The 13,531-nt window shown below is 35.0% G+C and carries 14 protein-coding genes and 1 pseudogene; 6 read left to right on the forward strand and 9 right to left on the reverse strand.

Annotated features, from left to right (window positions below):
• Positions 1-348: 348 nt before the first annotated feature.
• Positions 349-1,041 carry a stalk domain-containing protein gene (locus AC1DCY_RS07120; protein WP_477348707.1) on the reverse strand — a complete coding sequence of 231 codons (693 nt, stop codon included), beginning with the start codon at positions 1,039-1,041 and terminating at the stop codon, positions 349-351.
• 153 nt (positions 1,042-1,194) lie between these two features.
• On the opposite strand from AC1DCY_RS07120, the pseudogene AC1DCY_RS07125 reads away from it, so the two are divergent.
• Positions 1,195-1,281: pseudogene (locus AC1DCY_RS07125) on the forward strand (VOC family protein); the annotation flags it as partial.
• Between the two features lie 291 nt (positions 1,282-1,572).
• Here AC1DCY_RS07125 and AC1DCY_RS07130 read toward each other — a convergent pair.
• The 5 genes from AC1DCY_RS07130 to AC1DCY_RS07150 all read right to left on the reverse strand — a co-directional run bounded on the left by AC1DCY_RS07130 (position 1,573) and on the right by AC1DCY_RS07150 (position 5,323).
• Positions 1,573-2,814 carry an ABC transporter permease gene (locus tag AC1DCY_RS07130; protein WP_477348710.1) on the reverse strand — a complete coding sequence of 414 codons (1,242 nt, stop codon included), beginning with the start codon at positions 2,812-2,814 and terminating at the stop codon, positions 1,573-1,575.
• Positions 2,801-3,706, reverse strand: a complete 906-nt coding sequence (locus tag AC1DCY_RS07135) for an ABC transporter ATP-binding protein (RefSeq protein WP_477348711.1) — start codon at positions 3,704-3,706, stop codon at positions 2,801-2,803. Before AC1DCY_RS07135 ends, AC1DCY_RS07130 begins: the two co-directional genes overlap by 14 nt.
• A gap of 11 nt (positions 3,707-3,717) precedes the next feature.
• Positions 3,718-4,248, reverse strand: a complete 531-nt coding sequence (locus AC1DCY_RS07140) for a DUF2812 domain-containing protein (RefSeq protein WP_477348713.1) — start codon at positions 4,246-4,248, stop codon at positions 3,718-3,720.
• A gap of 222 nt (positions 4,249-4,470) precedes the next feature.
• Positions 4,471-5,007: a DUF2812 domain-containing protein gene (locus tag AC1DCY_RS07145; protein ID WP_477348714.1), complete on the reverse strand. Its 537-nt coding sequence runs from the start codon at positions 5,005-5,007 to the stop codon at positions 4,471-4,473.
• On the reverse strand, positions 5,000-5,323 hold the full coding sequence (locus AC1DCY_RS07150; RefSeq protein WP_477348716.1) for a PadR family transcriptional regulator: 324 nt from the start codon (positions 5,321-5,323) through the stop codon (positions 5,000-5,002). The genes AC1DCY_RS07145 and AC1DCY_RS07150 overlap by 8 nt, the downstream gene beginning before the upstream one ends.
• Positions 5,324-5,643: 320 nt before the next feature.
• On the opposite strand from AC1DCY_RS07150, the gene AC1DCY_RS07155 reads away from it, so the two are divergent.
• The 3 genes from AC1DCY_RS07155 to AC1DCY_RS07165 all read left to right on the forward strand — a co-directional run bounded on the left by AC1DCY_RS07155 (position 5,644) and on the right by AC1DCY_RS07165 (position 8,163).
• Positions 5,644-6,225 (forward strand): TetR/AcrR family transcriptional regulator, encoded by a 582-nt coding sequence (locus AC1DCY_RS07155; protein WP_477348718.1) that lies wholly within the window; start codon positions 5,644-5,646, stop codon positions 6,223-6,225.
• 54 nt (positions 6,226-6,279) lie between these two features.
• Positions 6,280-7,485 (forward strand): YhgE/Pip domain-containing protein, encoded by a 1,206-nt coding sequence (locus tag AC1DCY_RS07160; protein ID WP_477348720.1) that lies wholly within the window; start codon positions 6,280-6,282, stop codon positions 7,483-7,485.
• 114 nt (positions 7,486-7,599) lie between these two features.
• Positions 7,600-8,163, forward strand: coding sequence for a cupin domain-containing protein (locus tag AC1DCY_RS07165; RefSeq protein WP_477348722.1), 564 nt, complete (start codon positions 7,600-7,602; stop codon positions 8,161-8,163).
• A gap of 164 nt (positions 8,164-8,327) precedes the next feature.
• Here the strand turns inward: AC1DCY_RS07165 and AC1DCY_RS07170 are convergent, their stop codons facing one another.
• Complete coding sequence (locus AC1DCY_RS07170; RefSeq protein WP_477348723.1) at positions 8,328-8,894, reverse strand: TetR/AcrR family transcriptional regulator; 567 nt, start codon at positions 8,892-8,894, stop codon at positions 8,328-8,330.
• 197 nt (positions 8,895-9,091) lie between these two features.
• On the opposite strand from AC1DCY_RS07170, the gene AC1DCY_RS07175 reads away from it, so the two are divergent.
• Positions 9,092-9,850 (forward strand): SDR family oxidoreductase, encoded by a 759-nt coding sequence (locus AC1DCY_RS07175; protein WP_477348725.1) that lies wholly within the window; start codon positions 9,092-9,094, stop codon positions 9,848-9,850.
• A 50-nt stretch (positions 9,851-9,900) separates the two neighbouring features.
• Here AC1DCY_RS07175 and brnQ read toward each other — a convergent pair whose 3' ends face one another.
• Together brnQ and AC1DCY_RS07185 are read right to left on the reverse strand one after the other, a co-directional pair.
• Positions 9,901-11,259, reverse strand: a complete 1,359-nt coding sequence (gene brnQ / locus AC1DCY_RS07180) for a branched-chain amino acid transport system II carrier protein (RefSeq protein ID WP_477348727.1) — start codon at positions 11,257-11,259, stop codon at positions 9,901-9,903.
• 183 nt (positions 11,260-11,442) lie between these two features.
• Positions 11,443-12,195, reverse strand: a complete 753-nt coding sequence (locus tag AC1DCY_RS07185; RefSeq protein WP_477348728.1) for an alpha/beta hydrolase — start codon at positions 12,193-12,195, stop codon at positions 11,443-11,445.
• Positions 12,196-12,635: 440 nt separating this feature from the next.
• Between AC1DCY_RS07185 and AC1DCY_RS07190 the strand changes: the two genes are divergently transcribed.
• Positions 12,636-13,517, forward strand: a complete 882-nt coding sequence (locus tag AC1DCY_RS07190; RefSeq protein ID WP_477348731.1) for a LysR family transcriptional regulator — start codon at positions 12,636-12,638, stop codon at positions 13,515-13,517.
• Positions 13,518-13,531 lie beyond the last annotated feature (14 nt).

A 13,531-nucleotide genomic window follows, 5' to 3' on the forward strand; every position in this document is an offset into this window, starting at 1 on the left:
TCTTATATTACATACGATTCCAAGCTGAAAAAGTTTCATTTTAGTGATGCCTTACAAAATAAGAGTCACACCATATATCGAGTGTATAGATTAACCATTGTTATCTACCAAAATTCATTAGAAGACACTGATTTCCACTACGGGCTACTCGCTCTCCTGCGGGAAGCTTTGCTCTGCGGCGAAAGCGAAGCGACAGGAGCACTCGAGTAGCTCTCCTACAATCAATTAAAAATAGGCATACACTTGCAAAATATCAACATCTGTTTTTGAAAAAAGTTGAATCATATAAGGAACTTCCTTATAAAAACTTCTTTTTGGTTTTAGATTCTTCTTATTTACTTTGTTAAATTATTGAATAAATTTAGGATCTAATATACCTAAACCACTGCCTTCAATTTCAAACTTCACTTTTGAAGCAACGTCTAAATTAACATTAACCTTTACCTTGTCTTTTATCGATCCACTATCATAAATCAATTTATTATCTGCGTAAATTTTCATAGAACCTATGCCGAAAGAGCCCGCCACTAACTTTTTAACTGGTGCTAAATACGTTTCGAATCCTTTGTAATTTCCATTAGCTAAGTATTCAACTGTATGATCTTGTACAGCCCCTCCACCATGATATCCACCAAGTTGATAGGATTGTTCAAACTTTTCTCCAGTACTAATAACAATCGAGCTAGGGTAATGGAAGAAGTGGTCTTCATCACTGCCAATAGGTTTTACATCTTTTAAAGAGATGAATTTCGGAACATCACCAATATAAACGGATTTTGATTTTCCATCCCATGTCACTTTTTCCCCTAAAGATTCAGCAATAAAACGTATTGGAACATAAGTAGTACCTTCATAAATAAAGCCAGATTTACCCTCTTGTGTTTTTTTTCCAACCTTATCTACATAGTAATTGATTGTATCTTGAAATACGCTAATCTTTTTCATATCGTTTGCTGCTTCCGTTGTTGAGAGGTAAGTAAATGTTAATCCTCCTAAAATAAAAAAGACTAAATAACTTGTTACTATAAGTAGTTTTTTCATATAGTCACTCCTTAATACATATAGTTATATGTAATTATACCAAAAATTACATACTATATTTCAAGATATTGTTCAAAGACTTGAATTCGCCATTTCTTTGATTGCTTTTGCATATTCAGGATTAGCATAAGCTAAGCCACTCGCTAACCACTAAAGCATCCCTTTGCAGGAGGGGAAGAACACTATGCAGTTTATTTTGAAGACCCAGACAGAATTAAAGTTGAATTAGTAGCACCCTGACCTCTATATTTAGAGGTCTTTTATTATGTAGTTGGAAATTTGACACGCTGAAATAAGCATTTGTTCTACTCGAATATCTAAATATGAAGTAGTAAAACTTTTATCAATTCTACCTAAATAATCAGGTAATTGTAAAATGTATATCCCTTTAATAAATCATTCAAAATAAAAAAAACACATTACTAATTTTTTCGTAATGTGTTTTTAGAAATGTATAACATTTTATTTAAATGATAAATTCAATGTACAATTACTTGTACTTAATCTTACTGAACGTAGCTGCTTACATCATCATGTCGTCACTTTTAGCACAGTTTTAATTTTCTTAATAACGCCACCTGAACTATATGTTAGCACACTGCGTTTATAGAATGATATGCTGAATAAGTAAGCAACAATAATTGTCGCTATTAAAGTACCTAACGATATAAGTGGTACCATTACACCGATATCAGTAGCCCCGATACGCATCGGCATGATCATTCCAGACGTAAATGGAATATAAGAGAATACTTTTATGATGAGTGTATCTGGATTGCCAATACCTGAGATCATAACATAGAAACCTATTAATGTAATCATCATGGCTGGCATTAATACTTGACCTGCTTCTTCAACTTTAGACACTAAAGAACCGAATAATGCCCCAACAATTAAATAAAGAATAATTGTTAATAGCAGGAATAGAATTGCATAGATCACGTAACTTATCGATAATTCTTTAACAATGCTTGCTGCCATATCCCACATAAAGCCGTTCTTCGCAAATTTTGCATAGCTTAGGAAAACAACTGCAATAATACCCATCTGTGTTAATGCGAGCAATAGTACACCAGCAATTTTTGCTTTAAAATGGGTAGCTGGCTTTACACTTACTAGTAGCATTTCCATTGCACGTGAACCTTTTTCAGATGCAATTTCCGTTGTAATCATAGACAGGAATGTAGAAATAAAGAAATAGATTAAAATACCAACTGCATACGATACCCATAATCCTGATTGTTTTTCTTCTTCGCTCTTACCGTCAGTAGATTTTTCATTTAAGTTTTTATTCGAGATAATCGTTTTTGCACCAATAATTTGCGCTGCTTGGTCTGGTGTTAGTGATAGCTGTTGTACGGTATAATTTTGGCCAGCCAGTTGCAGTACCGAATTTAACGCAGCTTGATCATTTAATTTCAACGGCGTGAATGTGGCAATTTCAGCATGTAGTTGACCATTTTGATCTGTTATTTTAATGATTGCATCTAGCTTTTCGTCCTTCGCCTTTTTCTCTAACGCCGATATATTTGACTCATTTTGTATAAATTTCATATCGCCATTTGAAACAAAGAGACCGCTTAAATCGGCTGTTGTTTCATTAACAATTGCAATTTGTTGCGCATGATCACTACCTGTAAAAAGCTCTTTAATATCCGACCAGAAAATTGCGACAGACATCCCCAGTATATAAATGCATGTCATTACAACAAAGGATCTTGATTTTAATTTTGATTTGTAAAGTTGTTTCACTAATAAATTAAACTTCGACAATGTTGCCACCTACCTTATCTTTAAAGATCTCATCTAACGATAAGTAATCTAAACTAAATTTTTCAATATATTTACCATTTGAAAGCTTTTCGAAAATGCTTTGTGCAAAGCTCTCATCCTCCAGAATGAGTACTGTTTGCTCTTTCTCTTCTCGAACATCCTTGACACCTTCTAGTGCCAATAATTGAGTTGTCGACCACTCTGTACGTACTGCTAATCTTGTTTTTCCGTATTGTTTCTTTAAATCTACTAGACTACCTGAGAATAACGAGACTCCACGTTTTAATAGACAAAGATGATCGCATAGTTCCTCTACGTTATCCATTTGGTGACTAGAGAACAAAATCGTCGTACCCTGTTCTTTTAAAAGCAATATGGCATCCTTTAGTAAATCTTTATTCACGGGATCAAGTCCACTGAATGGTTCGTCTAGAATTAAAAACTGCGGTTTATGAATAAAGCTAGCAATTAGTTGTACTTTTTGCTGATTCCCTTTTGATAAAGTTTCAGCCTTATCTTTCCGTCTATCTTCGAGTTCAAATCTGCTAATCCAAAAGTCAATGTCCTTCTTTAACTGCGACTTCTTCATGCCACGTAGCTCACCAAAAAAGTAAAGCTGATCCTCTACCTTCATCGTTGGAAAAATGCCTCGTTCCTCTGGTAAATAACCAAGTACATCGCGGTTTATAGCATTAACCGGCTTGCCATCCCATGTAATCGTACCGGCTGTCGTTTCCTGTAAATCTAAAATCATACGAAACGTTGTTGTTTTTCCTGCTCCGTTTTGTCCAATCAGTCCAAAAATCTCCCCTTTTTCAATGGTGAAATTTAAGTTGTCGACCGCTGTGAAATCTTTGTATTTCTTCGTGACATGCTCTAATTGTAATGTCATCTTTTTTCCTCCTACGCTTCAAATATATGTAATTCTCGTTGTAGTCCTTTTTTACGTCTTTCAACCTTCAAAATTTGCATACACATTATTATTACGACTACAAAATTCAAGAATGATAATCCCGTGTTTAAAAATCTTTCTGTTGATTCGCCAAGTCCAATATAAAGATTGATAAATCCAATCAAAAGATTTAACAACGTTACTGAAATAAAGAGACGGCTTATTGATTTTAAGTACTTTATTTTCGAAGAACTATCTGAAAATAATACAAATGGACCTTCTGATTTCTTTTTGCGGTAATAAGCCCATCCTCCAAATTTTGAAACAAACTCAATATTCATCGTCTCTAAAAAATCATAGTAGTCCTGATTTTTACCTTTGACTAGTTCATTGCGATAAATGTATTGACCAGGTTCCCCTTTTTCAAAACTAAAGTATCCCACCATTGTACGCTTTAGATACCAACCTTGTTCCGCCAACTCATTAACCCATGCTTCTTCCTTTTCGTAATCAAGAAAAAAACGATACACTCTTTTTTTCATAAAGTCCCACCTCCAATCTATTAATCTTATAAAACTGATGTGAACTCCTGGTTAAATATGCGACTTAATAGTAGTCATAATAACGTAGCATTTTCTCTGTTAAATTATTTGATTTTTCTGATTTCCCGGAAAATAATTTTGAAGCAAATATCATCCCATACTTACGAAGCTTTTGATCGAACTTGGCAAATAGGCAACCAGCCTTATTAGCTATCTCCTATACTAATCTGTAAACAGATCCAAATCCTTCTTCAATTTATAGCGCACACGCACAAGTTTTAATAATGGTATAGAAAATAACACGCCCACAAGTAAATTGCTGATATTCATTAATACTTTAATCCAGTCTATTGCCTGTGCTGAAAAAATCCCACTCAGACCAATTACACCTATAATCAAATTTAGAAGGATGAGTGATAGTAGCAGTGAAATTTTCTGAGACAGCTTACTAATTTTATTTTTCTTATCAGAATAAAGTTCAAAAGGTCCATCATTTGCTGGCTTTCTAAAGAATACGAAATTGCCAGAACGATCTACCTGTTCAATTCCCGAGGAATTTAGAAATTCTAAGTAATCGTCTTCATATGAGGCACCAAATCGCTCCAATTCATCATGGCGATAAATATAGCTACCAGGCTCCCCACGTTCGAACGTAAAACGTATCCAAGTGAACTTTTTTAAATGCCAACCTTGGCTTGCCATATCATTGACCCATTTCTCTATATCATATGGGTTGACGACTAATCGATATTTATCCATTTGTTCCATCCTCCTCTGTTATACGGATGCCATTGTCAAAAAGTTCCCTTAATCTCAAAATTTCGTATTTAATGACTTCTTTTCCATTTTCAGTAATAATGTATTCCTTTTTTCGTCCATCACCATCTAGCGCCTCAATCCATCCTCGCTCGAGTAATGTTTTAATTGCTCCATAAATCGTCCCCGCTCCAAGCCGAACACGACCATTACTCATTTCCTCTACTAGTTGCATGATGCCGTAACCATGCCTTGCATCAAATAAAGCTAATAAAATATAATAAACGCCTTCTGTTAATGGCGGATGTTCTTGAGTCATACAAATCCCCCTTTTTATATCGACTAACAATATATCGTCCGACGATATAAATAAAATATATCAGCAGACGATATAGTTGTCAACGCGTTTTTTCCATAAAAAGTTATTATAACTTTTCATACTAGCAGTGTATCACTAGGTTGTTGTTTTGATTCACCTTAGATGATTTTCCTGGCTATCCGTGCTATTCCGGTCTTACCTGAGCTTTATTTTGTTACTCAAGCGTTATTTCTTTCCATTGTCTGTAAATATTTTTATTGCCTAAGAACTTGCTCTATGCTAGCATGTAAGTAATCACTTGCACGAAAGGAAGAATTCTATTGTCAACAAAAGGTACCGCAGAACGAATCATAGATGCAGCTTTACAACTCGTTAGTGAGAAGGGCTATACTGCGGCAACAACTAAAGCAATTGCTGAATTAGCGGGGGTCAATGAAGTAACAATTTTTCGCCATTTCGGAAATAAGCGTGGCATTTTAAAGGCCATTATTGAGCAATTTTCCTATTTTCCTCTTTTACAGGAAGAAATCAATAAAAATGTTACATGGGATTTGGAAACGGATTTAGTAAATTTCTCTGTAAAGCATTTTAACTTTTTAATGTCTATTAAAGACTTTGTAATGATTGGCTTTAAGGAAGCTATGCAGTTTCCAGAAATTAATGAAGAGATTGCTCATATCCCTCTTCATATAAAAAATGAGCTAACTCATTATTTTCAGAAAATGCATGAAAGAGGCAAAATTCGAGAGATTGATTTTGAAGCAGCAGCGTTATCCCTTATCGCTATTAATTTTGGTCATTTCATTTCGCGGGCACGTTTAGGAACAATCGTTTCCGATATGCCAACTGAAACATTGTTAAAAACGAGTGTTTCAATTTTTTCTAGGGGTTTGGCTCCCTAGAAAAAATTTTTTCTTTCAATGCAAGTAAGTACTTACTTTAAAGGAGGTTTTTATATGAAAGGTTTACAAGCTTTATTTAAAATTCGAGAAACTTATATTGGCATTGTCATTACAATTGCATTCCAGGTAATTTTCTTTTCCGTATGGATGACTGCCTATGATGGTGTAAATGACAGAACAAAAAATTTGAAAATTGGACTAATTAGCGAAGATACTGAGATGGGGCAACAAGTAGTAAATGAAATAAAAGGAAAACTACCTTTTACAATTGAAAATTACACCTCTCTAGACAAAGGTGAGCAAGCATTAAATCAACGTGATATCCATATGATTATTCATATTCCAAGCAATTTTACGAGTCAATTACAAGCAGGTAAAGAGGCTGAAATTATTTACTCTATTAATCAAGCAAATGCAAGCATCGCAAAAAATATGATGGACGGAGTAGCCAAACAAGTAACTGAGGAAATTAATCATAATTTTTATCCTATACAGCAGGGTAAAACCATTGAAGCATTTACTCAAAAGTTCTCACAGCTTCCATTGGAGCAAAATACAGTACAACAAATTAACGAAGCCGTTGCTACAACAATTAGAAGTGTAAAGGACCATACGGTAGGTTCTACTATTAATAAAACGAATAATATTGAAGAGTTTGCCGCGAATTTTGTACCATTGATGGTTATTATTTCGTCGTTTGTTGGTGCAATGGTAATGATTATGCAGCATCAGCAGGCTGCACAACTTGTCCAAGATAAAGTTTCGAAATGGCAATTGTTCCTAGCAAGACAGCTCATTAATATTGGGGTAGCCTTCGCTCTTCCACTATTAACTATTGGTTTAATGCATCTATTTAATATTTCTAGTCAAGCAAATTTTTTAACAGTATATCTTTTTCAAGCATTAATGTTTTGGGCTTTCCTCTGCTTGGCACAAGCCTTTATTATAGTTTTTGGTAACTTGGGTATGATTTTTAATATTTGCGCTCTTTCGATTCAGCTTGTTACTTCAGGTGTGCTTGTTCCACAAGAAATGCTATCTGATTTTTACAATAAACTAGCGTCACTTCTCCCGGCTACTTATGGAGCTGATGGCTATTTCACCATTATTTTTGGTGGAAGCACTGATAATTTAATGAGTGATTGTAGCTCGTTAGGAATTATCATAGCTGTAACACTGGGCATTTCTGCTATGGTCGTTGCTTTAAGAAGATCAAACATAAGCAATGACAGTGAAGAAAGTGTTTCCACTACAATTTAATAATTTTATTTTGAAAAATTTGAAAGCAATTAAATAACAAAAGTATATCTTCAGACAAAAGTCTAAATTACAATTCAAAAGAAAAGTAATACATTCTTTGTAGGAGGTATTAATATGAAGATTATTCAACTTAGTGATCTAATAAATTCAGACAAAAAGTTTGGAAAATTATGGGAAAGTTCATGTCTCAATCACCGGATTTTATATTTCCAAATTGACGAAGATGATGAAGGAATTGCTGCACATTTTCATCCATATGGAGAAGACAGTGCAATTATTTTGCAAGGAGAACTCATTTATGATGTAAGTTTCGAACAACAATTGAAAGCATATGAAAATGAAATCGTTTTTGGATGGACTAATTATGTCCATGGTTATCATAATCAAAATTCAAGTCCATTGCATATTATTATATTTGCAACCCCTGAACAAAATAGGAGCGTATATGATAAAGATAGTTTACCAGCGAAAGAATATTCTGCAATTCGGTCAGCAAAACTTTCACCATCTATGCAGGAAATAAGTTCAATACGTACGGTATTTTCTACAAGTATTATGGAAAACTACAAAAACAATACGTTGAGTTATAATTGGAAAACAAAAGAATTAAGAGAACTTAATTGCAATGATAGTTATCCGATATTCGACCCTGATACTTTATTTGTTCAATTCAAATAAATTTTTAGAGGACTATCTCTTTCATTAATGATTATTATCTAATGAAACAAAATAGTCCTCTGTACGTTTAGAGAACCATCGCACGCAAAAAATTCAGCTTCGTTTTCTAATTAATTTTACAACCTCATTATTTCATTACTTTGATTAATTAAACGACTAATTAATTAATCACCAATTCGCAAAATAGCCGCAAGTTGTTTATTCAAGGTACCTACGCTATCCACAAAATCTTGACGATACCATTGAATGATTAGGCCAATGATTGCGTTTGCTTGATACGCACTATAATACTCAATGGATATCTCATCATGTACTTTATTATGGAGTGTGATATCTCTTTTTAGCAGAGCGAAAATTCCATCAAATAACATGTAATAGTATGTCAGCGGCACATTTTTGGAAAAAACAATACGATAGAACATTTTAAAGCGCTCAATATGATGAAATATACGAATAGTATTTGGATCTATTTGGTTTTTATCCAATGTTGTTACTGCACGGTACGGTTCCTCATAGGAATTATTTAAATCCTCCATAATTTCCTGAAAGTATTCCTCAAATAGCCCTTCCTTTTGCTCATAGTGCAAGTAGAAGGTACCCCTATTCACCTTCGCCTCCCGGCAAATTTCTGCGATTGTAATGTTTTCTAAAGGCTTCTCACTCAATAACGTTAGTAAAGCATTATGTAATGCTTGCTTTGTTTTAACAACTCTTAAATCGTTAGTGCTCAAATTTTTTCCCCCTTACTAAACAGATTTATATATATGTGTTGATTACTGAACAGTTCTTAGTATTTTGCGCATTGAAATCGCTTACAAAATCATTATATTATTTTAATGAACACATGTTCAATATCTAACATTTAATATCCTCAAAATCACTGGAACAAACTCTGGTGAAAGAACATAAATTATAGGAGGTTTTTGTGATGAGATTAGAAGGTAAAGTAGCCATCGTAACAGGTGCAGCGTCAGGTATGGGTAAAGCAATTGCAGAAGGTTATGCCAAAGAAGGAGCAAAGGTCGTAGTTTCTGACTTAAATTTAGAAGGTGCACAAGCTGTTGTTGAAGGTATTCAAGCAGCTGGTGGCTCAGCGATCGCCATTCAAACAAATGTTGCATCAACAGAAGATTTACAGCGCTTATTTGATGTAACAATAAATGCTTTCGGCAACTTAGATATTTTAGTAAATAATGCTGGTATTATGGATGGCATGGAGCCTGTCGGTGAAGTTTCTGATGAACGATGGGACAAAGTATTCGCGGTAAATACAACTGCAGTAATGCGTTCGATGCGTATGGCATCAGAGATTTTCCTTGCTCAAGGACATGGTGTCTTTGTAAACAATATTTCTGCTGGTGGTCTATATGGCGCTCGTGCTGGGGCTGCCTACACTGCTTCTAAGCATGCTGTTGTTGGTCTAACAAAAAATACAGCATTTATGTATGCAGATAAAAATATTCGCTGTAATGGTATCGCTCCAGGTGCAGTGATAACAAACATTGCTTCTTCTATGACAAATGTGAGTCAAACAGGTGCAGCTCGCCAAGCACTAGGTTTAGCTATTAACCCACGTGCAGGACAACCTGAAGAAATTGCTCAGCTCGCTATATTCCTTGGCTCAGATGAAGCGAGTTTTGTCAACGGACAAGTAATTGCTGTTGATGGTGGCTGGACAGCTTACTAAGCTTCAACATAGAAAAAAGCACGCACATGAAACATTGTGCGTGCTTTTGATTATTTAATATTCAAATTTTCCCCTGCTGTTTTTGCTGGGAATAAACATCCTATAAAAGCACCAATTAACGCTGGTAATATCCATCCTAAGCCTATGTCGTAAAAAGGTAAAAAGTTCGAATAAGCTTTTTCAACCGCATCAAAAATACCTAGTTTCGCCGCAGGAATGCTGTCCACTAACGCTTTATAACCATCAATGATACTAATAAAAATTGTAAAAATCATAGCAATCGCATAGACCGTTTGCTTATTTTTAAATAGTGACGAGCATAATGCAAGAACAATTAAGACAATTGCTAGTGGATATAAGAACATCAGCACTGGAATGGCGAACTTAATAATATTCGTTAATCCGAAGTTGGCAATTGTAAATGACACAACGCACAATAAGAAAACAAACCATTTATAGCTTATTTTCGGGAACACTTCGTGGAAGAATTCACTACAAGATGTGATTAAGCCAATACTTGTCTTTAAACAAGCTAGGACAATAATAACTGCCAGTAAAATAGCCCCGTATGACCCAAAATAATGATCTGCCACCGCGGCAAAAATTAAGCCACCGTTATCAAATGTACCAACAGCATCAATACTCGATGCCCCCATATACGTTATTAAGCCGTATATTAACGTCATTAATGCCATGGCAAAAATACCAGATTTCCACGTTGCTTTAGCAATTTCTTTTCTATCAGATATTCCTGCGCTTTTAATCGCATTAATAACGACAATACCAAAAGCTAATGAGGCTAACGCATCCATTGTGTTATAGCCTTCTTTAAAGCCTGTCATAAATGCTGAATCAATATAATCTCCCATAGGTTGTTGGAAATGCCCCATCGGTTTTACAATACTAATAATTATTAAAATAAATAACACAATCAAAAATGCTGGTGTTAAATATTTTCCGATATAATCCATAATTTTCGCTGGATTCAATGAGAAATAAAAAACGATGGCAAAAAATACGAAGCTAAATAAAGCAAGTAAAAGTGTTGTATGTTCCGCTTGTATATATGGTTCAAAGCCAACAACAAACGGAACTGTCGCTGTACGTGGAATCGCAAAAAAGGGACCGATCGTTAAATAGAGAGCTAATGAAAAGATGACACCGAATAACGGGTGAACGCGGCTCGCTAAGTCACGCAAACCGTTACTTCCTGATAAACCGATAGCTAAAATACCTAGAAACGGTAAACCGATAGCTGTTACTAAAAATCCAATTAGGCCAAACCAAAAGTTGGTCCCTGCTAATTGTCCAAGCTGAATTGGAAAAATAAGATTCCCTGCTCCAAAATACAGTCCGAAAAGCATTGTACCAATGACTGCATATGTTGAAAAAGGTATTTTCTGTTGCATTTTGATGTACTCCTTAGATGTAATTAACTATTGCAAATAAATAAAAAGAGATTTCTTACTACAATTCCACTATGGTATCAATCATTTATTTTAAAAACAATAGTTTTTTCTTTTAAAATTGTTAATTGTACAGTTCCTAGCTTTATTTAGACAAAACTAAAAGAGCTGTCTGCTGACAGCTCTTTAGTTTGCTACAGACCAATCTATATGATCTAAAAACTTGTATACGTCCTCATACACTTTTTCGCGCTCTTTATCTAAAGTAATGATATGACCAGATTTTTCATACCAAATAATTTCTTTATCATCAGTTTCCACAGTATTTAAAATGAATGGTGCACTTTCTTGATAAAGTTCATCATCTAATGAACCTTGTAATACTAATGTAGGTGCTTTAATTGTAGATAAATCATCGCGTGTTTCTGTTGTTAAACGTGTTACACCATCTAATGAATCCTTAGGTGTAATGCGTAATTCATGTAATTCTGAAATAATTTGATCTTTTGATTTATTTTCAAAATGTTTATATAAACGAGCGTAATGATATAAACGTGTAAATAAGCCTTTTGAGTTATCGCGTGTGATTGGTGCACACATGGCAACACATGCTTTCACAGGAAACGTTTCTGCTACTTTTAACGAAAATACACCGCCAAGTGAAATTCCTACTACCGCGATTTCTTCATAGCCTCTACCTTTTAGGAAGTTATAACCTTCCACAACATCATTCCACCAGTCTTCTGGTTTTGTTTCAAGTAATGCTTCTGGTTCTACACCATGCCCACTATATATCGGTGCATGAACTGTATAACCACGTTTTGATAAAAATTCACCTAGCTTTTTCACATCTTTTGTGCTACCTGTGAATCCATGCAGTAATAGTACGGCTTTTTTGCCTCCCTCAATTGTTAGAGGTTGTGGCTTAGTTAAATTCATTTTATAGTATCCCCTTCACGGAAATTTGTAATTGTGTAATTTATGTGTCTATCTTAACACCCTTTATTCATAATGTACAATTTATAGTTTTTATCATATTAATGTGTTTCATGCATTAACGATGTGAGGTTAATGACTGTTATATAACGCTTTCTGTTACTTTTATTTTTACATTTCACTTTTTAAGTGCAAAGTTTTTAAAATCTTTTTTTCCAGCATTAACGGGTAGTAATTTATCTTTATCAAAAACGAAGCAAAATTCTACGAAAACAAAGAAGTTGGGCGGGAGATGAATTGACCGTAAATGCCTGATTGGTGAAGACTAATAATCAGTGGGAAACATCCCACTGATTAAAGTTTCACTTTATGTGCCTATACTTCCTACTCTTTTACCGTTATAATGCTGTTAACTCAAAAATAACGAGAATAGAGGTGAAATAATGGAATGGCAGCAATTGGAATATTTTGCAACAGTAGCAAAGCTTGAACATATGACTCGTGCCGCTGAAGCATTAACGATTTCTCAACCAGCATTAAGTCGTTCTATTTCAAAGCTTGAAGAGGAATTAGGCGTACCTTTATTCGACCGACAAGGACGTTCGATTATGCTCAACCGATATGGCGAGCTTTTTTTGTATCGTGTCCAACGCATGCGTAAAGAATATGAAAAGGCAGTTATAGAATTACAGGAGCTTAATAACCCCGAGCTAGGAGATGTATCACTCGGCTTTTTACATACTCTAGGGACTAGCATCGTACCTGACCTGATCCGCGCATTCCGTCAGAACCATCCGCATATACGCTTTCACTTTACACAAAATTACTCACACTCCCAGTTAAAGCAATTACTAGCAGGAGAGTTAGATCTTTGCCTACTTGCAGCGATTGACACGGAGCCACCCGTTTGTTGGAAGGAGCTGTGGCGAGATGAGCTTTATATTATGGTGCCGATTGACCATCACCTCGCCAACCGTAAAAGCATTAAAATGAAGGAACTTGAACACGAAAATTTTGTTTTGTTGAAAAAAGGTTACGCATTGCGCCGGACAGCTGATAGATTATTAAGTGCAGCAGGTATCAAACCGAAGATTACTTTTGAAGGTGATGAAGTATCAACAGTAGCTGGTTTTGTAAGTGCTGGCCTCGGCGTATCGTTACTGCCTGTTGACGAAGACTTGAATCCAAATAAATTGGCGAAAATTCGTGTAGAGGATATGGTTTGTGAACGAATTATAGGTATGGCTTGGATTGAAAATCGATATCTTCCACCATCAGCACGACAATTTCAGCAATTTGTATTCGATTATTACAAAGAAAAGTAATGGGAAGTCACTAT

It is taken from the genome of Lysinibacillus sp. 10T31, assembly GCF_056394365.1.